Source organism: Myxococcus sp. CA040A, from assembly GCF_013336725.1.
Classification (GTDB): domain Bacteria; phylum Myxococcota; class Myxococcia; order Myxococcales; family Myxococcaceae; genus Myxococcus; species Myxococcus llanfairpwllgwyngyllgogerychwyrndrobwllllantysiliogogogochensis.
On record NZ_JABUMR010000001.1, the window covers coordinates 240168 to 260303 of the forward strand.

The following is a 20136-nucleotide window of genomic DNA, read 5'->3' on the forward strand; positions in this document are numbered from 1 at the left end:
CCCCGCCACTTGCTCAACTCCACGGTCGCCACCCGGGGGCGTCCGCGTTAAACCCTTGTCGCACATGATCTCCGTCCACGGGCTGCGCAAGCACTACAAAGTCCACAAGCGCCCGCCAGGCCTCAAGGCGGCCCTCCGCTCGCTCTTCCATCGCACCTACACCTCCGTGAAGGCGGTGGACGGCATCTCCTTCGACATCCGTCCGGGAGAGCGCGTGGGCTTCCTGGGCCCCAATGGCGCCGGCAAGACGACGACGCTCAAGGTCCTCTCCGGCCTCCTGCACCCCTCCGAGGGCGAGGTCCGCGTCGACGGGCACGTGCCGCGCCTGCGCGAGGAGGCGTTCCTCAAGAAAATCATGCTCGTCATGGGGCAGAAGCAGCAGCTCCTGTGGGACTTGCCTCCGGCGGAGACCTTCGAGCTCAACCGCGCCATCTACGACGTGCCGACGTTGCAATACAAGCAGACGTTGGACGAGCTGGTGGGGCTCCTGGAGATTGGCGACCTCATCGGCAAGCCGACGCGCCAGCTTTCCCTGGGCGAGCGGATGAAGTGCGAGCTGGCGGCGGCCCTCATCCACCGGCCCCGCGTGCTGTTCCTGGACGAGCCCACCATCGGCCTGGACGTGTCCATGCAGGCCACCATGCGCACGTTCATCAAGGACTACAACGAGAAGTACGGCGCCACGCTCATCCTCACCAGCCACTACATGGACGACGTGGCGGCGCTCTGCCCGCGCGTCATCGTCATCGACAAGGGCCTGTTGTCCTACGACGGAAGCCTGGAGGCGCTGGTGCAGCGCGTGCGCCCGGAGAAGCGCGTGGTGCTGCGGCTGTCCGAGCAGGTTGACGCCTCGCGCCTGGAGCCCCTGGGCAAGCTGGTGACGCACGAGGCGGGCACCGCGGTGCTCCAGGTGAAGCAGGACGCGGTCAACGCCACCATCTCCCGCGCCCTGTCCGGACTGCCGGTGACAGACCTCACCGTGGAGAACGCGCCGCTGGAAGAGGTCATGAGCGAGCTGTTCGCGGAGAACAAGGCCCGCAGGCTGCAGGCCGCCGAGTCGGTGACGGCATGAATGCCCGAGGTCTGCTGCGGGCCCTGCCCACCATGCTGCGCGTGAGCTTCGCGGAGTCGGTGGCCTACCGGGCGGAGATGTTCGTCTGGGTGCTGTCCACCACCATGCCGCTGGTCAACATGGTGCTGTGGATGGCGGTGGCCAAGAGCGCCCCGGTGGGCAACTTCGGCCAGGCGGACTTCGTGGGCTACTTCCTGGCCACCTTCGCCGTGCGTCAGCTCACCAGCGCATGGGCCGCGTGGCTCATCAACTGGGAGGTGAAGCAGGGCACGCTGGCGATGCGCCTCCTGCGTCCCATCTCTCCCTTGTGGGGCTACGCGTCCGACAACGTGGCGGGCTTCCCCATGCGCGTCGTGGTGGCCCTGCCCGTGGTGCTCCTGAGCATCGCCCTGGTGGGCGCGGACAAGGCGGTGCCGCAGCATGCGTGGCAGTGGGCGCTGTTCATCCTCGCGGTGCTGGGCGGCTGGGCCATCACCTTCCTGGCCAATGTGGCCATCGGCGCGCTGAGCCTCTTCCTCGACAGCAGCCAGAAGATGATGGAGGTGTGGATGGTCCTCTTCTTCGTCTGCTCCGGCTACATGTACCCGGTGGAGTTCCTGCCCGAGGGCCTGCGCACCGTCATCGACTGGCTGCCCTTCCGCTACCAGATGGGGCTGCCAGTGGAGTTGATGACGAACGCGCATGACCTGCCCACCGCGCTGGGGCTCCTGGCAAGGCAGTGGGCGTGGGTGCTGGGCATGGGCGCGCTCGCGGTGGGGCTCTGGAAGCAGGGCGTGAAGCGCTTCGCGGCGTTCGGAGGGTAGGGGCATGGTGCGGCGATATCTGCGACTGCTGACAGTGCAGCTCAAGGCGTCCGGCCTCCAGGCGCTCCAGTACCGGGCGGACTTCTTCACCGACGGCTTCACGTCGCTGTGCTGGGTCTTCACCGCGCTGGCGCCGCTGTTCGTCGTCTACGGCAGCCGGCCGGAAGTCGAGGGCTGGAGCTTCGGCGAGGCGCTGCTCGTGGTGGGCTGGTTCACCCTGTTGCAAGGCATCCTCGAGGGCGCCATCAACCCCAGCCTCACCGGCGTGGTGGAGCACATCCGCAAGGGCACGCTGGACTTCGTGCTGCTCAAGCCCGCGGATGCGCAGTTCCTCGTGTCGACGCAGCGCTTCCTGCCGTGGCGCGCGTTCAACGTGCTCACCGGCCTGGGGCTCTTCCTCTACGCCTTCATGCTGCTGGGACGCGGGCCATCTCCCTTGGGGCTCCTGACGTCCGTGCTGCTCCTGGGCACCAGCACGCTGCTCTTGTATTCGCTGTGGATATTGACGGTGAGCGCCGCGTTCTTCGTCGTCCGGGTGGACAACCTCACCTACCTCTTCACGTCCATCTTTGACTTCGCGCGTTGGCCGTCATCCGTGTTCAAGGGCGTGGCGAAGGGGGCGTTGACCCTGGTCTTCACCTACGTGATTCCCCTCGCCTTGATGACCACCTTCCCGGCGGAGGCCATGCTGGGCCGGCTGCCAGCGCAGTCCCTGGTGGGGGCGGTGGTGGGCTCGGCCATCTTCGCGTGGGTGGCGCGGCGCGTCTGGATTCGCTCCATCGGCCACTACACCTCCGCCAGCAGCTAATCCCTTTCATCTCGACCGAGTCTTTCGAGCCGGCGAGCGCTCGCTGACTCGGTGGTGGGGTGTATCAACCCCACCTGTCTCATCTGGTGTCGACACATCTTTTCAAGGGCGGAATTGGCCTCCTTCCTCGGGACTGGGGTAAGGGCCGCCGCGTGCGGCTCGTCGGGCGCACACCCCAAGGAAAGGACCCCCACCCATGAATCGATGTATCGGGCTCGGCCGACTGGCCGCGCTTGTGTCGGCGCTTGTCCTAGCGGGATGCTCACACGAGGAATTTGCAGAAACGTCGGAAGCACAGGCGACTGCGGGCTTGGACGTGAGCCAGGGTTGGACGCCCACGCCGAGCATGTTGCTCCAGCGGATGGACCACACGGCGACGTTGCTGCGCACCGGGCAGGTGTTGGTGGTGGGCGGGCAGTCCTCGTCGAGCGCGGAGCTGTACGACCCGAAGGGCGTGCGTTGGCTGCCCGGGGGCTCGCTGGGCGCCGCGCGGCGTCGACACAGCGCGACACTCCTGAACAACGGCAAGGTGCTCGTCGCTGGCGGTGACTCCGGCGCGTCGTCCACGGGCACCGCGGAGCTGTATGACCCCACCGCGGGGACCTGGGTCGCGACGGGGAACCTGGACTCGCTGCGCTCCGGCCACACGGCGACGTTGCTGTCGAGCGGGAAGGTGCTGGTGGTGGGCGGAGAGAACGGCGCGAGCGCGGGACTGGCCACAGCCCAGCTCTATGACCCGGCCACGGGGACGTGGTCCGCCACGGGTGCGCTGCGCAGGGCGCGCGTGGGACACACGGCGACGCTCCTGGGCAATGGACGGGTGATGGTCACCGGGGGGCGAGTCGGACCGCGAGGCTCGTTCGTGAATGACGTGGAGCTGTATGAGCCGAGCACGGGGCTCTGGACCCTCGCCGCGGGGATGCTCGGAGTGCGCTCGGGGCACAGCGCGACGCGACTGCTGTCCGGCAAGGTGCTGGTGGCGGGAGGCTTCATCGATGAGCTCACGGCCTCGCGGACCTCGGAGCTGTTCGACCCGGGGACGGGCACCTGGACTTCGGTGGCGCAGGGACTGCCAGGAGAGCGGGCGCGGCACACGGCCACGCTGCTGCACTCGGGCGAGGTGCTCGTCAGTGGTGGCACGGATGGCAACAGCCCGTATCTGCAGAGCGCGGCCATCTTCGACCCGGCGCTGGTGCGCTGGAGCGTGACGTCTTCGATGAGCACGAGTCGGCTGGGGCACACGGCCACACTGTTGCCCCAGGGCGACGTGTTCGTCGCGGGAGGAAGCGCGGAGGGAACGCAGGGGGCCTCGTCGGCCGAGCGCTTCTCGGTGCCCACGCCGCCCTGGCGCCCGACGGCCGTCATGTCGTCGGCGCGGTATCACCACTCGGTGACGTTGCTCGACTCCGGCAAGGTGCTGGTGGCGGGAGGCACGAGCACCGGCGGCAGCGGGCTTTCGGGCGCGGAGCTGTACGACGAGCACCTGGTGACGTGGACGCAGACGGGGAGCCTGGTCGCGCCGCGCTTCCTGCATGGGGCGGCCGAGCTTCCATCGGGCAACGTGCTGGTCGCTGGCGGGCAGGCCAGTTCCTCGTCCTATCTGTCGTCCGCGGAGGTGTATGACCTGGCCACGGGACAGTGGAGCAGCACCGGCGCGCTGGCGGGGGCCCGTTCGCGGCACACCACCACGTTGCTGGAGTCGGGGCAGGTGTTGGTGACGGGAGGGCGGATGTCCTCCAGCTTCAGCAGCATCCTCGCCACGGCGGAGTTGTATGACCCGCCTTCCGGCACCTGGCGCACGACGGGTCCGATGAACGTGCGTCGCGTCAACCACACCGCGACGATGCTGTTGTCCGGGCAGGTTCTGGTGGTGGGCGGCACGACGCCCACGGGCGACACGGCCACCGCCGAGCTCTACAACATGCACACGGGCCAGTGGACGCAGACGGGCTCCATGTCGGGCACGCGTTATGGACACATCGCGGTGGCGCTCCCCGGAGGCAAGGTGCTGGTGGCGGGCGGCTGGGGCCTGGGCGGCGCGCTGGCCACGGCGGAGATCTATGACCCGGCGCAGGGCGGCTGGACGACGGTGGCGCCCATGACGAGCAGCCGCTACGGCGCGCTGGCGTCGGTGTTGTCCTCGGGCCGCGTGCTGGTGCTGGGCGGGGACGCCGGGGCGGGAACGGGCCTGTTGTCCACGACGGAGGTGTTCGACCCGGCGCTCGGTCAGTGGACGTCCGCGGGCACCATGTCCAACGCGCTGTCGAGCGGCACGGTGACTCGGCTGGCCATCTCCGGGCGACTGCTCGTCGCGGGAGGATTGGGGACCAGCGGAGCGCTGTCCTCGGCGGAGCTGTACACGCCAGCGCTCTGACGATGGGGCTCCTGTCGCCCGCGTCCCGGTGTGGACGCGGGCGGGAGGGGCTTGGACGTCGCGCTGGCAGGATTGCCCAGGCGCGCCTGTCCACGCCGACTTCCTGGGTTCACGCCCCGGGCTGAGGCGCCTCCGCCTCCTCGGACTCCACGCCGTAATAGGCCAGGCACTCCACCTCGCGACCTCTCACGACGCGCCGACCGTCCAGCGGTCCACCGTGCGCGGTGACGATGGTGCACTGTCCCTCGTCGCCTTCCTGGTCGAAGTACAGCACCACCCAGTCGTGCGTCGCTTTCTGCTGATGTGCCATCGCTGTGTTGGAGAACAGCGCCCGCACGTTCCACCCGTCCAGCTTGCGCCGCATCACCGGCAACCACGCCTCCCCCGATGGATTGAACCGCCGGGGCGCGATGGTCCGCAGCTCTCCCGCGTCCGCCTTCCGGCGGTACTCCTCATCCACCTGGAGCAACAACCCCACGTCGGGCCGAGGCCCTTCATCCTGGCTCTCGCGCTTGCGCGCCGCTCCTCGCCGGTTCCGGCCCAGCCGCGCCTCGAGCAGGTCCCGCACCTGCTGCCCGCGTCGCGGTCCAAAGCCCTCCACCGCTTCGAGCCTGCCGTCATGAGCCGCCTGCTCCAACTCCTCCAGCGAGCGCACACCCAGCTCTTCATGAATCCGCCGCGCCAGCTCCGGACCAATGCCCGGCACACTGGCGAGCAACTGCTCGGGCGAGGACTCGTCCTCCAGCCGCTGCAACAACCCGAGCTGCCCCGTGCGCACCAGCTCCGCCACCGCCGCGGCGATGCTCTTGCCCACCCCGGGCAGCTCCCGCAGCCCCGCCTCGCCCTTCGACGCCAGCAGCTCCGCCACGGACTCCGGCCATTGGCCAATCGACCCCGCCGCCTTGCGGTAGGCCGTCACCCGGAAGGGCATCGCGTCCTGCTCCTCGAGCAGGTCCGCCACCCGCTCCAGCGCATCCGCGATGCCAATGTTGTCCTTCCATTCGACGCCCATGGCTCCCTCGAACTTGGAGCGTCGGGCGCGAGGCGACCACCCCCGGCGATGCAATCCAAGCGGGCAGGGGAGCCCTCGTTCCTCAGGGTGCCTTGTCGAGCGCGTCCGCGACGATGGCGTCCGCCTCGATTTCCACCAGAATCTCCGGGGAGATGAGCTTGCTCACCTCCACCATCGACGTCACCGGACGGATGCTGGCGAAGAACTCCCCATGCGCCCGGCCCACCTGCTCCCAGCGGGAGATGTCCGTGACGTACATCCGCGTGCGCACCACGTCCTTCAGGCCCGCGCCCACGGCCAGGAGCGCGGATTCGATGTTCCGGAGCGCCTGGACGGCCTGCAGGTAGGCATCCCCGACCCCGACAATCTGCCCCGCCGCGTCGGTGGCCGTGGTGCCCGAGATGGAGACGAAGGGCCCCACCCTCACCGCGCGCGAGTAGCCCACGACGGGCTCCCAGGGGGTACCCGTGGAGTGATGGGTCCGCTGCATGGCTGCCTCCGAAGGCGAGAAAGTGTGGGCAGACCCTCCCACGGGCCTCGGGCGGACCGCCAGGGGCTCCTTGTTGGCTGCAAGGAAACACGGCCCGTGGTAGTTGGCCCCGGGTCATGACGAACGAGCTCGACAGGGAGGTCGCCCGGCGGCGCACCTTCGCGATCATCTCCCACCCCGACGCGGGCAAGACGACGCTGACGGAGAAGCTGCTGCTGTACGGCGGCGCCATCCATCTGGCCGGCAGCGTCAAGGCCAAGCGCGCGCGGCGCCACGCCACCAGCGACTGGATGGAGCTGGAGAAGGAGCGCGGCATCTCCGTCACCTCGTCCGTCCTCCAGTTCGTGTACCGGGACCACGCCGTCAACCTGCTGGACACCCCGGGCCACCAGGACTTCTCCGAGGACACCTACCGCACCCTGGCCGCGGCCGACGCGGCGGTGATGCTCATCGACGCCGCCAAGGGCGTCGAGCCCCAGACGAAGAAGCTCTTCAAGGTGTGCCGCCTGCGCGGCATCCCCATCTTCACCTTCGTCAACAAGCTGGACCGCTACGGCCGCGAGCCGCTCGAACTCATGAACGAGCTGGAGCAGGTGCTCGGCATCCGCTCCTATCCGATGAACTGGCCCATTGGCATGGGGCCGGAGTTCCGCGGCGTCTACGACCGGCAGGCCCGCGTCGTCCACGTCTTCTCCGCCGAGGGCACCCACGGCGAGTCGGAGGTTGGCGAGCGCTCGGTCTCCATCGACTCGGAGGACATCAAGTCGGTGCTCACCGAGTCGGAGCTGGCCAAGCTCCACGAGGACATCGAGCTGCTCGACATCGGAGGTGACGAATTCACCCGCGAGAAGAGCGACTCGGGCCAGCTGACGCCCATGTTCTTCGGCAGCGCGATGACGAACTTCGGCGTGCGCCCGTTCCTCGATGCCTTCCTGGACCTGGCCCCCGCGCCCACCTCGCGCCTGACGACGCTGGGCCCGCGCGAGCCCAACAACCCCAAGTTCGCCGGCTTCGTGTTCAAGATTCAGGCGAACATGGACCCCGCCCACCGAGACCGCATCGCCTTCATGCGCGTGGTGAGTGGCCGGTACGTGAAGGGCATGAACGCGTTCCACTCACGCCTGGGCAAGGAAGTGCGTCTGGCCAAGCCGAGCCAGTTCATGGCCGCCGAGCGCACCGCGATTGAAGACGCCTGGCCCGGAGACGTCATCGGCCTGTTCGACCCGGGGCAGTACCGCATCGGCGACACGCTGGCGGAGGGCACCGACGTGGAGTTCGAGGGCGTGCCGCGCTTCAGCCCCGAATACTTCGCGGTGGTGCGCTCCAAGGACCCCTTGCGCCGCAAGCAGATGGAGAAGGGCCTGGAGCAGCTCTCGGAAGAGGGCACCGTGCAGATCTTCCAGCAGCTCAGCATGGGCATGAAGGACCCGATTGTCGGCGTGGTGGGCGCCCTCCAGTTCGAGGTCCTCCAGTACCGGCTCGAGCACGAGTACGGGGCGAAGATTGCCCTGGACCGGCTGCCCTTCAGCCACGCGCGCTGGGTGGTGGGGCCGAACTTCGACCCCAAGTCCTTCGACTGGGAAGGCAACCGTCAGACGGTGCAGGACCGCGACGGTCTGCCGCTGGTCCTCTTCCGCGACGACTGGGCGCTCCAGCACGCCGAGGACAAGCACCCGGACCTGAAGTTCCTCAACGAGGCGCCCATGCTGCGCAAGCTGACGGCGGTCGCCTCGGGGAGCTGAGCGCTACTTGTAGACGTTCACGGTGCCGCCCCGGAAGGCGGAGTCGCGCAGGACGAGGCCTTCCTTGTAGAGGCGGGCCGTCTTGGGGCCGACGAAGAAGTCCTTCGGCTGGCCCCGGCGGAACGTCTTCTTCACGTGCTCCTCGATGTCCATGAACAGGCGCCGGAAGCGGTCCGGCGCCGCGTTCTTCCGGCCCGTCTGCGCGGTGATGTCCAGCTCCGCCCAGAGCTTGCCGCTGAGCAGTTCGCCCTCCTCGTTGGTGCGGCAGCGCTCCAGGAAGATGACGGGGGAGCGCACCTCGTCCACGCGCCAGTAGCCCTTGTCCGGGCCGCGCTTCATCTTGTCGACGATGGCGGGGCCCAGGTCGCTGGCCACCAGGTACAGCTCGTCCTCGGGCAGTCGCGCCATGTTGTCCTGATGGGCGCGGAACGTCGTCCAGTCCGCTGGAACGCGCCGGGGGTACACCTCCAGCACGAAGCGCTCCAGGAAGCGGAAGAAGGCGAGCTCGTCGTCGGGAATCATGAAGAACTGAAGGACATTGGCCATTGCCCGGCCCTCATACCCTTGTGTTCCTCCCCGCGAAAGCCCGGGGTGCGGCGGGTTATAGAGAGTTCATGGATACCTGGCTGCTTTCCCGGATGCAGGAGCTGAAGGACCTCCAGGGGCTCATTGGCCTCGCCACGTGGGACCAGGAGACGTACCTGCCCGCCAAGGCGGGCCCCGCGCGAGCCCACCAGCTGTCCACCCTGCAGGGCATCCACCACGAGCGCCTCGTGGACCCTCGGCTGGGGGATGCGCTCGCCAGGGCGGCCACCGAGGCGGGCCTGTCCGACGACGAGCGCGCCATGGTGACCGTGCTCCAGCGCGAGCGGGAGCGCGAGGTGCGCGTGCCCGCCGCCCTGGTCCGCGCCCTGGCCGAGGCCCAGAGTCACGGCCTCCATGCCTGGCGCGAGGCCCGCAAGGAGCGCCGCTTCGCCCGCTTCCAGCCCGCCCTCCAACGCCTGCTGGAGCTGCGTCGCGAGCAGGCGGATGCGTACGGCCATGATGGCGAGCGCTATGACGGCCTGCTGGAGGGCTACGAGCCCGGCATGCGTGTCTCCCGGCTCACCCCGGTGCTGACCACGTTGCGCGAGCAGCTCATCCCCATGGTGGGCAAGCTCTCGGGCGCGAAGCGACAGGTGCCGGCCCTCTTCGACGGGCGTCGCTACGACAAGGACGCGCAGTGGCGCTTCACGCTGCGGTTGCTCGGGGACCTGGGGTTCGACCTGGAGGCGGGCCGACAGGACGTGAGCATCCATCCGTTCACCGGAGGCACGCACGCGCTCGACGTGAGGCTCACCACGCACGTGGACGAGTCGAACCCGTTGTCCGCCATCTTCAGCACCATCCACGAAGCGGGGCACGGCCTGTTCGAGCAGGGCTTCTCGCCCGAGCACTACCGCACGCCGCTGGCGGCCTCGCCGTCCATGGGGCTGCACGAGTCACAGTCGCGGCTCTGGGAGAACCTCGTGGGCCGGGGTCGCCCCTTCTGGGAGCACTACTTCCCGCTGCTGCGCGAGAGCTTCCCCGACGCGCTGGCCCAGGTGGACCTGGAGGCGTTCCACACCGTCGTCAACGACGTGCGCCCGTCGCTCATCCGCACCGAGTCCGACGAGGTGACGTACAACCTCCACATCGCCGTGCGCTACGAACTGGAGCTGCTGCTCATCCGCGACGAGCTTCCGCTGGAGGAGCTGCCCGCCGCGTGGAACGCGCGCATGGAGCGCTACCTCGGCGTCACTCCGCCCGATGACACGCAGGGCGTGCTCCAGGACATCCACTGGGCCTGGGGCGAGCTGGGCTACTTCCCCACGTACTCGTTGGGCAATCTCTACTCGGCCTCGCTGTACCGCGCCGCCGGGCGGGAGCTGCCGGACCTCGAAGGGCAACTGCGCCGGGGGCAGATGCTGCCGCTGCGCGACTGGCTGCGTGAGCGCATCCACCGTCAGGGCTTCCGCCTGCCCGCCGAGGAGCGGGTGCGCGAGGTGACGGGACAGGGCCTCACCGACGCGGACTTCCTGGGGTATCTGCGCGCGAAGTACGGCGCGCTCTACGGCATCTCGCTCTGACCCCTGTCAAAAGACGCGCGGACTCAGAACGAGAACAGGAGCGGATGACACGAACGGGCCAGCCGCAGCGCGTCCTTCGCGAGCGTGTATGAGCCGGGGTCATCCGCGTCCAGCCAGGCCGTGCGCGCGACGAGGCTGCTCAGCTCGAAGCACAGGCTGGTGGTGCGCCGCGCCAGCCGGCTCTCCTTGCGCAGCGCGCGCACGTTGAGTTCGCACAGCTCCGCGCACTGCCGCAGCACGCGCACCGAGGCGCTGCTCAGCGTCTGTCCCTGCGCCACCATCCGCGCCATGCCTGCTTCGCAGGCCGCCTGGCACTGGAGGCTCGCATCAATGCAGCGCGACACGTCCGCGCGAGCACCGCCCAGTCTCGCTCCAGTCATCGCTCGCACCTCCGAACCGCTAACCAGGGTATGCACGCCGAGCAGGGGGGCAACTGGAAGTGAGGCATGAGATGCCCGATGTTAAACGGTCACCATGCCCAAGCTCACGCTCGTCCCTGACGAAATCGAAGAGTAAGCCCGCGCGCACACCGCGGCACCCGCGCCACTCTTCGAGGAACTCAAGGACATCACCCACGCACGCACGTCCTCTCCGGGTATGCAGGTCGGACCCGTCGAAGGCGCCTTCCTGAGAATGCTCGTCTCGCTCACGAGTGCGAGGCGCGTCCTGGAAATCGGGACCTTCACGGGATACTCGGCGTTGATGATGGCGGAGGGGCTTTCCGACGACGGAGAGCTCATCACCTGTGACATCAACCCGGAGACGGCTGAGATTGCCCGCGCCTTCTTCGCGCGCAGTCCGCATGGCCGGAAAATCCAGCTCCGACTCGGGCCTGCCCTGGAAACCCTGAAGACGTTGCGGGGTCCGTTCGACCTGGTCTTCATCGACGCGGACAAGGGGGGCTACAGCGCGTACTGGGACGCGGTGGTGCCGCTGGTGCGTCCCGGAGGGCTGCTCGTCGCGGACAACGTGTTGTGGTCCGGGCGCGTGCTGAGTCCCGAGTCCGCGCAGGACCACGCGGTGGTGGACTTCAACGCGAAGGTCGTCGCGGATGCGCGCGTGGAGCCCGTGCTGCTGACGGTGCGCGACGGGATGATGCTCGCGCGCAAGCGGGTGACTCAGTAGCGCGCGAGGAAGCGAGTCAGCCCGGGCCGCAGGGCCTCGCGCTGGGCGATGCACTGGTCCACGCGCTCCAGGGACTGTGCCAGCGCACGCTCGCCGCCCTCGAAGTCCCGCGCGCGCGGACCGAAGAAGCGCGCCACCTCTTCACGGTGTTCGGCGTCGCAGAAGAAGCCGCCACCCGAGAGCAGCCACGTGGAGAGGTCCCTGGGCAGTCGCTCGCGCAGGGTGTCGAAGTGCTCGCGCAGGAAGCCGAAGGCCACCTCGCGCGTGTGCGCCTCCGAGAGCTGACCGAAGAGGATGGCCAGCGCCTCGCGCGTGTCCACCTTCGCGTCCAGCAGCAGCTCCAGGCTGGCGCGCGCCAGCGCTGCATCGCGAAAGCTGCCCAGGGCACCGAAGAGCAATCCGCGCTCCTGCTCCGTGGCGGCGGTGCGCGCGGCGTCTCGCAGGCGTTGGTGCAGGGCGGCGTCTCCCGCCACCGCGGCGGACTGAAGCACCGTGGCGGCGTCCTCGGGTGGCAGCGCGGTCCGGTCCTCGAGCCAGCGCAGCGTGAGGCGGCGAGCCTCCGCGCGCAGCTTCGGGTCTTCGCCCTCGGTGGCCGCCATCCACATCAGGGTGGGGCGCATCAGTCGCAGGTCCTCGCTCTCGCCGGGACGGGAGACGAAGCCCACCGAACGCGCGCGGTTTCCGAAGAGTCCGCGCACGAAGCGCGCCCGGTGCGGACGGAGTGCATCCGGAACCAGGTCCGTGTGCACGCTGCCCACCACGCCCGCGGCGCTGTTCACCAGGTCCGAGCCCCCTTCGCCCAGCCGAGCCACCAGCGTGAGCGCCTGGCTGACGTCCAGCTCGCCGCTGGAGAGCAGCGCCTGCGCGTCCGCCATCAGCACCAGTCGCTCGGGGATGGTGAGCTGCCGTCCGCCCTGGCGCGTGAGGCGCTCCAGCCCGTCTCCGCGCAGCAGCGCATGGTAGTAGCCGCGCGCGTCCGCGTTCGGGTGGACCCAGTCGGGACACCCCTTCGCCTCGGTTAACTCGAGTGTGCCCGTGGGCTCGGTGAGCACCGTGCAGACGCGGCCTTCCTTCGCGCCGACGGCGTAGCGCACGCACAGCGGCACCTGCCAGGGCCGTGAGCCCGCCGCGTCCCGGGCCCCGAGCGGCAGGTAGCGCCGCTGCTCCAGCGCGAGGCGCGGCGCTCCCTCCTTGGGGCACTGGAGCGTCATCGCCACGAGCGGCACGCCGGGCTGGTCCAGGAACGACGAGAACACGGGCGCGACGTCCCGCCCGGCCGCGAGTGACAGCGCCTGGAAGAAGTCCTCGGTGGTGGCGGTGCCGCGCGCGTGGGCCTGCAGGTAGTGGCGAACGCCGCGCTGGAATGTGTCGGCTCCCACCCAGGACTCGAACATGGCGAGCACGGCGGCGCCCTTGCCATAGGTGATTCCGTCGAAGGCGCTGTGGATATCACCGGGCGCTTCGATGGGCTGGCGGATGCTGCGCGCGGTGACGAGCCAGTCCTCGCGCATGGCGTGGCCTCGGGCCTCCACGCGGCGGATGTCTCCACGCCACTCCGGACGCCAGCGCTTCACCACCTTGAAGGCGAGCCAGTCCGCGAAGGACTCGTTGAGCCACAGGTCGTCCCACCACGCGGGGGTGACGAGGTTGCCGAACCACTGGTGCGCGAGCTCATGCGCCTGCGTCTCCGCGAAGCCGCGCTGGCGCCACACGGTGTCCTTGCCCGGCTCCGCGAGCACCAGCGGCGCGCCGAAGGTGACGAGGCCCGGATGTTCCATCGCGCCCCCCAGAAGCCCCGGCACCGCGAGCACGTCCAGCTTCGGGTAGGGGTAGGGCGTGCCGAACCACGTCTCCAGCTCCGCGAGCAGGGGCGGGGTGACGGACGCGGCCCAGGTCGTCTCGGCCGCGCGGCCCTTGGGCACCACGATGCGCACCGGCACGCCGTTCTGTCCGGCCCGCCCCGCGTCCACCGCCTCGAAGGGGCCCACCGCGAAGGCCACCAGGTACGTGGGCAACGGCGGAGTCGTCTGGAAGCGCACCGTCTTCCAGCCGTCCGTCCCCGCCTCCTCGGCGCGCACGGGCGTGTTGGCGAAGGCGGAGTCCTCCGCACGCACGCGCAACGTCAGGACCCAGGGAATCTTGAACGCGGGCTCATCGAAGCAGGGAAACGCGCGCCGCGCGTACAGCGGCTGGAACTGCGTCATCGCGTACCAGTGGCCGTTGTCCTGCTCGCGGAAGACGCCGCTGTCTTCCTTGTCGTACGCGCGGCCCGTGTACTCGACGTGCAGCGTGACGGGGCCGGGCTGGAGCGGCTCGCGCGGGATGAAGGCGAGCAGGTCCTCCCCGACGGGCAGCGCCTCCGCGGACACCCGCGTGTCCCCTACGCGGAAGTGGCTCTGGCTCACGGTCAGCTCCGAGGCGTGGAGCCACAGCGCGCGCGTGGGCTCGGACAGCGACAGCTCCACGTCCACGATGCCTCGGAAGGTCTCCTGGCGAGGGTCCAGCTCCAGCGTCACCGTCTGCCGCGTGGGCCGCGCGTGCCAGTCCAGCCGCAGGCCCGGCGGCGTGAGGACGCGGGCGTCTTCCACGGGCGGAGGCACGACGCGCGGGCGAGGCATGGGTGGGGGCGTCAGCGCCGCGGCTTCACGGGCGCCGCCCGCGCAGCCCGCGAGGAGGAGCGCCAGCAACAGGGCGATGACCGCGCCAGGGTGTCCGAACCGCATCGGGAAGCTCCGTCCGCCAGACCAAGGGCGACTCGTGACGGAGGTCATTCCATCACCGCCTCCGCCGCGACGGTAGCGCTTAGACGCGGTGTCAGATGTGACGCGGTGGCGCGGTGGGGCCCTCAGCCGACGACGGGGAAGGCGGCCAGCAGCTCGATGAGGGCGGGGCCGTACAACTGCAGCCGCTTGTCACCGAAGTAGGGCACCTGTCCGAGCTCCTCCAGGCTCCGGGGCGGCTGCGCGAGCAGCGCGTCCATCAGCGGGTTGGTGAGCACCACGCTGGGCGTCACCTTGCGCTCGGTGGCCTTCTCCACGCGGAACGCCTTGAGCGCGTCCTCGCGCTTGCGGCGGTTGGTGTCCTTGGGGCCCTTGTTCTCGCGCTCCTGGGGCAGCTCCCCGTTGCGCGACTTCTCCAACTGCGCGCGGACGATGGCGAGCACCTCGTCGCCATGGGCGCGCACGAAGGCGCCTCGCACGCCCGCCGCGCGCGCCAGGTCCTTGGGCGTGGAGGGCAGCCGCGTGGCGATATCCGCCAGCGCCATGTTGGAGAGCATGCGCCCCATGGGGACGTTCTCCTGCTCCGCCCACTCCAGCCGCTTGCGGTGCAGCGCATGGGCAATCGCGTTCGCCAGCGTCAGCTGCGTGGGGGACAGCCCGGAGCGCGGCAGCTTGGGCTTGAAGTCCGCGCCCACGTCGGGCCGGGCCACGGCCTCGTCACAGAGCCTGTCGCAGTCCAGCACCACTTCTTCCAGGATGCCCGCCTCGCGGCATGACTCGCGCACCTGCCGGCCCAGCTCGCACAGGTAGCGCACGTCGTTGGCGATGTAGGTGTGCATGCCCGGGGGCAGGGGGCGCAGCGAGAAGTCGGACTGCTGATGCTCCTTCGGCAGCTCCACGCCCAGCTTCTCCCGGGCCACGTCCGCCAGTCCCACCTTGGGCCAGCCCAGCAGGGTGGCGGCCCGGTGCGTGTCGAACAGGCCCCGCACCCGCACCCCGCCCTCGGCCAGGAACTGCAGGTCGCCCTGGGCGGCATGGAAGTACTTGGTGCGTTCCGGGTCGGCCAGCAGCGGGGCGAGCAGCCGGGCCTCCACGCCGGGCTGGAGCGTGTCGAAGAGGAAGACGTCGTCGTCGGTTGCGACCTGGAGGAAGCACAGCCGGGCGCGGAAGGCGTGCATGGAGTCGGCCTCCAGGTCCACGGCCAGCTCGCGGGCCGCCCCCAGCTTCTGGAGGGCGCTCTGGGCCCCGGCGGAATCCACCACGTCCACGTCACCCTGCGGGTAGGTAGGCATCGAGCTGAGCAGGCTAGCGGACCGGACCGCCTGAATGACGTGTTTTTTCCCGGGCCGCCGCTAGGATGGCCACGCCGATGAATGACGTCCAGCGCCTGGAAAAGAGTCTGCTTGGCCACATGGGCCGGGCCATCGCGGACCACCGCCTCATCGAGGACGGGGACCGCATCATGGTGGGTGTGTCCGGAGGCAAGGACTCCTACACCATGCTCTACCTGCTCCGGGAGCTGCAGCGCCGCGCGCCGGTGAAGTTCGACCTGCTCGCGGTGAACCTGGACCAGGGACATCCCGGTTTTCCGGGGCACATCCTGGAGGAGTACTTCCAGCGAGAGGGCTACGCGTACAAGCTCCTCAAGGAGGACACGTACAGCATCGTCCTGGAGAAGACGCCCCCCGGCAAGACGCAGTGCTCGGTCTGCTCGCGCATGCGGCGGGGCATCCTCTACACGGCGGCGGTGGAGCTGGGCTGCACCAAGATTGCCCTGGGCCACCACCGCGACGACCTCATCCACACGCTGTTGCTCAACATGTTCTTCGCCGGCTCCATCAAGGCGATGCCGCCCTTGCTCAAGAGCGATGATGGGCGCAACGTGGTCATCCGGCCGCTGTGCTACGCGCCGGAGAAGGACATCGCGAAGTTCGCGGAGCTGAAGGCCTTCCCCATCATCCCCTGCGATTTGTGCGGCACGCAGGAGAACCTCCAGCGCAAGCGGATGCAGCGGCTGGTGGAGGACCTGGGCAAGGAGATTCCCAACGTCCGGCAGAGCCTTCTCAACGCGATGGCCAACGTGCGGCCGTCGCACCTGCTGGACCGGGCGCTCAACCCCGACCCGCTGAACGCGAGCGAGGCGGAAGTCGCGGCGGCGCCCACTCAAGACACGCAGGACACGCAAGGGGGAGCCAGTCCATGGCTCGAGAGCAGGCAGTGAGCGCGCGCAAGGAACGTAACGCCGCGCTGGTGGAGGCGATGTTGCTGGCGGCGATGGCCGACGGCCGTGTGTCTCAGCGGGAGATGCAGACGTTGCTCAGCCGCGTGCTGGAGCGGCCGGAGTTCGAGGGCACGCGTCCCGAGGAGCTCAACGCGCTGGTGGAGACCAGCGCCGCGCGGCTGTCCGAGGCGCGCAACCTGGAGGACGTGCTCGCGTCGCTCAGGCGCAGGCTGCCGGACCACAAGAACCGGATGCTGGCCTTCGGACTGGCGGCGGCGGTGGCGCTGGCGGACCAGCGGGCGACCCGCACGGAGCTGGGGCTGCTCAAGACGTTCCAGGCCGCGTTGGGCATCTCCGAGGACGAGGTCGCCCAAATCATCGACGTCATCGAGAACGGCGGCAGCCTGGCGGAGGCCCTGGGAGAGCCGCTGGAGCGGCTGTACGCGGAGGTCATGGTGCTGGTGAGCGCGGCGGACGGGCGGCTGAAGGAGGCCGAGGCCCGGGCGCTGGTGGAGAGCTTCGCGGCGGACCCCCTCTTCGAGAACGTCAGCCCGGAGCGCGCGCAGAACTTCGTGAGCGAGTCGGTGGCGGCGCTGTCCGCCGAGGGGCTGCCCCAGCGACTCCACGTCCTGGCGCACGGCCTGACGACGCACACCCAGCGGGTGAAGGCGTTCCGGCTGGCCACGAAAATCGCCCACGCGGGGGGCGAGCCCAGCCTGCCGGAGCAGCGCATCCTGGACATGCTCCAGGCGACGTTCGGTCTTGCTGACGACGAAGTGGCGCGACTGGGCAGGGAGGGGTAATCAGGGGGCAGAATGACCCTTCAAGTCCCTTCCACCTCCAGGCACTCCTTCCGTTTCGGTCTGCCGCCGTCCCTGGGCAACGAGACGGCGCGAGAGCGCGCGGACCGGCTGGCGGCCTTTCTCCAGAGGGCGCTGGGCAAGCTGGTGGAGGTGAGCGTCGCGTCCAGCTACGAGACGCTCGCCAAGGATTTGCTCTCCGGGCGCGCGGACGCGGCCTGGGCGCCTCCGTTCGTGTGCGCGCGGATGGAGGCCATGGGGGTGCGGGTGGTGGTGCGCGGGGTGCGCCGGGGCATGTCCTCCTACCGTTCGGCGCTGGTGTGCCGGGCGGGGGCGGGGCTGACGGTGGAGCGGCTCAAGGGCACCACGGCGGCGTGGGTGGACCGGGATTCGGTGGCGGGCTACCTGCTGCCCACGGCCTACCTGAAGGCGCAGGGGTTGGAGCCCGCGCGGGCCTTCTTCGCGCAGCACTTCACGGGCTCCTACCGGGGCGCGCTGGAGTCGGTGCTGGAGGGCAAGGCGGACGTGACGAGCGTCTTCTGCCCGCCGTCTTCCACGGGGCTGACGTACGGCACGGGCGTGGAGGATGTGCTGGGGGCGGGCGCGGGGCGCCGCTTCGAGCTCATCGCCTACACGGACGAGGCGCCCAATGACGGGGTGCCGGTGGCCATGGGGCTTCAGCCTCAGGTGGTGACGGCGCTGGAGTCGTCGCTCCTGGCCTTGCAGTCCTCGCCGGACGGGGTGTCGCTGTTGAAGGACATCTTCAACGCGGAGCGCTTCGAGCCCGCGCCGCGCATGGGCTACCGCGCGCTGTATCGCGTGGCGCTCGCGAGCCTGTAGCAGGCCGTTTCACGGACGGCCGCACGGCACGTGACGGAGTCGTTTCGCGGCTCGCGTTTGGCGCGGCGCGGCGCGCGATTTCGCGTGGGTGGCTCCGGGGAGGCGGTGCAGGATGCCGCGCATGAGCGACCTCAAGAGCTACGAAGGCGGCTGTCACTGTGGGCAGGTTCGGTACGAGGTGAAGCTGGACCTCTCCCAGCCCGCGGTGACGTGTAACTGTTCCATCTGTCAGAAGACGGGCTCCATGCTGAGCTTCACCCCGATTGCGCAGTTCACGCTGCGCTCCGGGGATGCGGCCCTCACGGACTACCAGTTCAACAAGAAGGTCATCCACCACGTCTTCTGCTCGAAGTGTGGCGTGCGCTCCTTCGCGCGTGGCGTGGGCCCGGACGGCTCGGAGATGGCGGCCATCAACGTGCGTTGCCTGGACGGCGTCGACCTGGGCGACGTGAAGACGATGCAGTTCGACGGCAAGAACCGCTGAGCGGGTGAGTGGAACCCTCGGGCACGGGCTTCCCGTGTCCCGGGCAAGTGGGTGTCTCAGACGGGGCCGGCGTTCAACCCGGGCCCGGACTCACCCGCACCTGGCTACGAGTCTTCGGGCTCACCCTGAGGGCCTGGGCGGGTCGGCACGCGCTTGGGCGCGGAACCCGTTCGGCCGGGAGGAGGCGAGGGCGCCTTGCCGGAGCCCGTGCCGCCCCTGGCCGGAGCAACCGGAGCCGGCGAGCCGCCACTGGTGCCCTGGCTTCGCGGAACAGGCGCGGCGGTCGTCGAGGAAACCGCCCCCGCGCGTCGAGGCCCCATGGGCGAGGTCGACGACGAGGACACGCTCCCCTGAGGCTTCGACGGCAAGGCCGGCGCGGAGGGCGATGAGCTCCCCGGCTTGCGCGGAGGCACTTGCGCCGCACGCGGCGCGGCCTTCTGCGCATGGTTGCCCGTGTCACCCGCCGCCGCTGCCGCTGCCGCGGCCTGCTGGCGTGCGGCGATGCGCGGGTCGTAGTGGATGACGGTGGGCTCGGCGGCGAGCCGCTCCTCCTCCAGCTCCTCCGAATACGTGTCCTGCATGAAGGCCGCGAGGTGCGCCGGCGTCGCGTGCAGCTTGTGCTGCACGAGGAACTCATCCAACGCGAGCTGGACCTCGCCGGCCGACGCGAAGCGCTCGTCGCGCTTGCGCGCCAGCGCCTTGAGCACAATCGCGTCCAGCTCCTTGGGGATGTCCGACGACAGCTCCGACGGGGGAACAATCTTCGTCCCCACCACCGCCTTGAGTGTGGCGATCTCCGTGTCGCGCTTGAACAGCCGCTGGTGCGTCAACAGCTCGTAGAACACCGTCCCCAGCCCGAAGATGTCGGAGCGATGGTCCAGCGGCTCGCCCCGCGCCTGCTCCGGGGACATGTACGCGTGCTTGCCCTTGATGGTGCCGACCACCGTCTGGGAGAACTTCCCGGACGCCTTCGCCACCCCGAAGTCGATGATCTTGACGCCGCCGTTGTAGCCGACGAGCACGTTCTGCGGAGACACGTCCCGGTGGATCAACGCCAGCTTGCGGCCCGACGGGCTGCGCGCGTTGTGCGCCGCATCCAACCCCGCCGCCGCGTCCGCGATGATGCGGCACTTGAGCGCCAGCGGAATCGACAGCTTGCGCTGCTGGGCCCTGAGTCCCAGGGGCCCCACCGCTTCGCCATGCACGTACTCCATGGCGATGAAGTACTGCCCGTCCACGTCACCCAGGTCGTAAATCTGGGCGATGTTCGGGTGGTTGAGGTGCGCGGCGATGCGCCCCTCGTCGAGGAACATCTCGATGAACTCGTCGTCCTCGGACAGGTGGGGCAACAGCCGCTTCACCACCAGCAGCTTCTGGAAGCCCACCGGCCCCTTCTGCCGCGCGAGATAGACGGCGCCCATCCCGCCGATGGCGATTTTCCGCAACAGCTCGTAGCGGCCGAATGTCTCCACGTCCGCGCCAGGATAGCCGTGCCGGGGCCACGTGCGGAAGCCCGCGCCGCGTCATTTCCCCGCGA

17 protein-coding genes and 1 pseudogene are annotated in these 20136 nt (G+C 69.4%); 11 read left to right on the plus strand and 7 right to left on the minus strand.

All coding sequences use genetic code 11. From position 1 onward, the window contains the following. The first annotated feature begins 64 nt into the window (after nt 1-64). From HUA75_RS01020 to HUA75_RS01035, 4 genes are all read left to right on the plus strand, one after another. A complete protein-coding gene (locus HUA75_RS01020) occupies nt 65-1072 on the plus strand; it encodes an ATP-binding cassette domain-containing protein (protein WP_141645952.1) in 1008 nt (335 codons plus the stop codon). Next, nucleotides 1069-1875: an ABC-2 family transporter protein gene (locus tag HUA75_RS01025; RefSeq protein ID WP_141645951.1), complete on the plus strand. Its 807-nt coding sequence runs from the start codon at nt 1069-1071 to the stop codon at nt 1873-1875. The genes HUA75_RS01020 and HUA75_RS01025 overlap by 4 nt, the downstream gene beginning before the upstream one ends. Nucleotides 1876-1879: 4 nt before the next feature. Continuing rightward, nucleotides 1880-2683 (plus strand): ABC transporter permease, encoded by an 804-nt coding sequence (locus tag HUA75_RS01030; RefSeq protein WP_174463201.1) that lies wholly within the window; start codon nt 1880-1882, stop codon nt 2681-2683. 316 nt (nt 2684-2999) lie between these two features. After that, complete coding sequence (locus tag HUA75_RS01035; RefSeq protein WP_371746030.1) at nt 3000-5057, plus strand: kelch repeat-containing protein; 2058 nt, start codon at nt 3000-3002, stop codon at nt 5055-5057. A gap of 109 nt (nt 5058-5166) precedes the next feature. Here the strand turns inward: HUA75_RS01035 and HUA75_RS01040 are convergent, their stop codons facing one another. Both HUA75_RS01040 and HUA75_RS01045 read right to left on the minus strand, forming a co-directional pair. Further along, a complete protein-coding gene (locus HUA75_RS01040; protein WP_174485307.1) occupies nt 5167-6069 on the minus strand; it encodes a helix-hairpin-helix domain-containing protein in 903 nt (300 codons plus the stop codon). 82 nt (nt 6070-6151) lie between these two features. Next, nucleotides 6152-6559 carry a RidA family protein gene (locus HUA75_RS01045; protein WP_141645947.1) on the minus strand — a complete coding sequence of 136 codons (408 nt, stop codon included), beginning with the start codon at nt 6557-6559 and terminating at the stop codon, nt 6152-6154. 116 nt (nt 6560-6675) lie between these two features. Here HUA75_RS01045 and HUA75_RS01050 point away from each other — a divergent pair, with 116 nt between their 5' ends. Then, nucleotides 6676-8301 (plus strand): peptide chain release factor 3, encoded by a 1626-nt coding sequence (locus HUA75_RS01050; RefSeq protein WP_141645946.1) that lies wholly within the window; start codon nt 6676-6678, stop codon nt 8299-8301. 3 nt (nt 8302-8304) lie between these two features. Here HUA75_RS01050 and HUA75_RS01055 read toward each other — a convergent pair whose 3' ends face one another. Further along, the gene (locus HUA75_RS01055) at nt 8305-8847 is read right to left on the minus strand and encodes a hypothetical protein (protein WP_174485308.1); all 543 of its coding nucleotides are present in this window, start codon (nt 8845-8847) and stop codon (nt 8305-8307) included. A gap of 68 nt (nt 8848-8915) precedes the next feature. Between HUA75_RS01055 and HUA75_RS01060 the strand changes: the two genes are divergently transcribed. Further along, nucleotides 8916-10409, plus strand: a complete 1494-nt coding sequence (locus HUA75_RS01060; protein ID WP_174485309.1) for a carboxypeptidase M32 — start codon at nt 8916-8918, stop codon at nt 10407-10409. A 23-nt stretch (nt 10410-10432) separates the two neighbouring features. Here HUA75_RS01060 and HUA75_RS01065 read toward each other — a convergent pair whose 3' ends face one another. Continuing rightward, the gene (locus HUA75_RS01065) at nt 10433-10789 is read right to left on the minus strand and encodes a hypothetical protein (protein ID WP_141645943.1); all 357 of its coding nucleotides are present in this window, start codon (nt 10787-10789) and stop codon (nt 10433-10435) included. Nucleotides 10790-10952: 163 nt separating this feature from the next. On the opposite strand from HUA75_RS01065, the pseudogene HUA75_RS01070 reads away from it, so the two are divergent. Beyond that, a pseudogene (locus tag HUA75_RS01070) lies at nt 10953-11534 on the plus strand (O-methyltransferase); the annotation flags it as partial. Here HUA75_RS01070 and HUA75_RS01075 read toward each other — a convergent pair. Both HUA75_RS01075 and HUA75_RS01080 read right to left on the minus strand, forming a co-directional pair. Next, a complete protein-coding gene (locus HUA75_RS01075) occupies nt 11528-14257 on the minus strand; it encodes a M1 family metallopeptidase (RefSeq protein ID WP_174485310.1) in 2730 nt (909 codons plus the stop codon). The pseudogene HUA75_RS01070 and the gene HUA75_RS01075 sit on opposite strands and share 7 nt — an antisense overlap. A 122-nt stretch (nt 14258-14379) precedes the next feature. After that, the gene (locus tag HUA75_RS01080; protein WP_174485311.1) at nt 14380-15546 is read right to left on the minus strand and encodes a ribonuclease D; all 1167 of its coding nucleotides are present in this window, start codon (nt 15544-15546) and stop codon (nt 14380-14382) included. A gap of 65 nt (nt 15547-15611) precedes the next feature. On the opposite strand from HUA75_RS01080, the gene ttcA reads away from it, so the two are divergent. The 4 genes from ttcA to HUA75_RS01100 all read left to right on the plus strand — a co-directional run bounded on the left by ttcA (nt 15612) and on the right by HUA75_RS01100 (nt 18599). Beyond that, nucleotides 15612-16475, plus strand: a complete 864-nt coding sequence (gene ttcA / locus HUA75_RS01085; RefSeq protein ID WP_174457573.1) for a tRNA 2-thiocytidine(32) synthetase TtcA — start codon at nt 15612-15614, stop codon at nt 16473-16475. Further along, a complete protein-coding gene (locus tag HUA75_RS01090; protein ID WP_141645938.1) occupies nt 16454-17278 on the plus strand; it encodes a TerB family tellurite resistance protein in 825 nt (274 codons plus the stop codon). Before ttcA ends, HUA75_RS01090 begins: the two co-directional genes overlap by 22 nt. Nucleotides 17279-17290: 12 nt before the next feature. Then, nucleotides 17291-18115, plus strand: a complete 825-nt coding sequence (locus HUA75_RS01095) for a phosphate/phosphite/phosphonate ABC transporter substrate-binding protein (RefSeq protein WP_174485312.1) — start codon at nt 17291-17293, stop codon at nt 18113-18115. Between the two features lie 121 nt (nt 18116-18236). Next, a complete protein-coding gene (locus tag HUA75_RS01100; protein ID WP_141647547.1) occupies nt 18237-18599 on the plus strand; it encodes a GFA family protein in 363 nt (120 codons plus the stop codon). A gap of 104 nt (nt 18600-18703) precedes the next feature. On the opposite strand, the gene HUA75_RS01105 is transcribed toward HUA75_RS01100, so the two are convergent. Next, nucleotides 18704-20071, minus strand: a complete 1368-nt coding sequence (locus HUA75_RS01105) for a serine/threonine-protein kinase (RefSeq protein WP_246137676.1) — start codon at nt 20069-20071, stop codon at nt 18704-18706. Between the last annotated feature and the right edge of the window lie 65 nt (nt 20072-20136).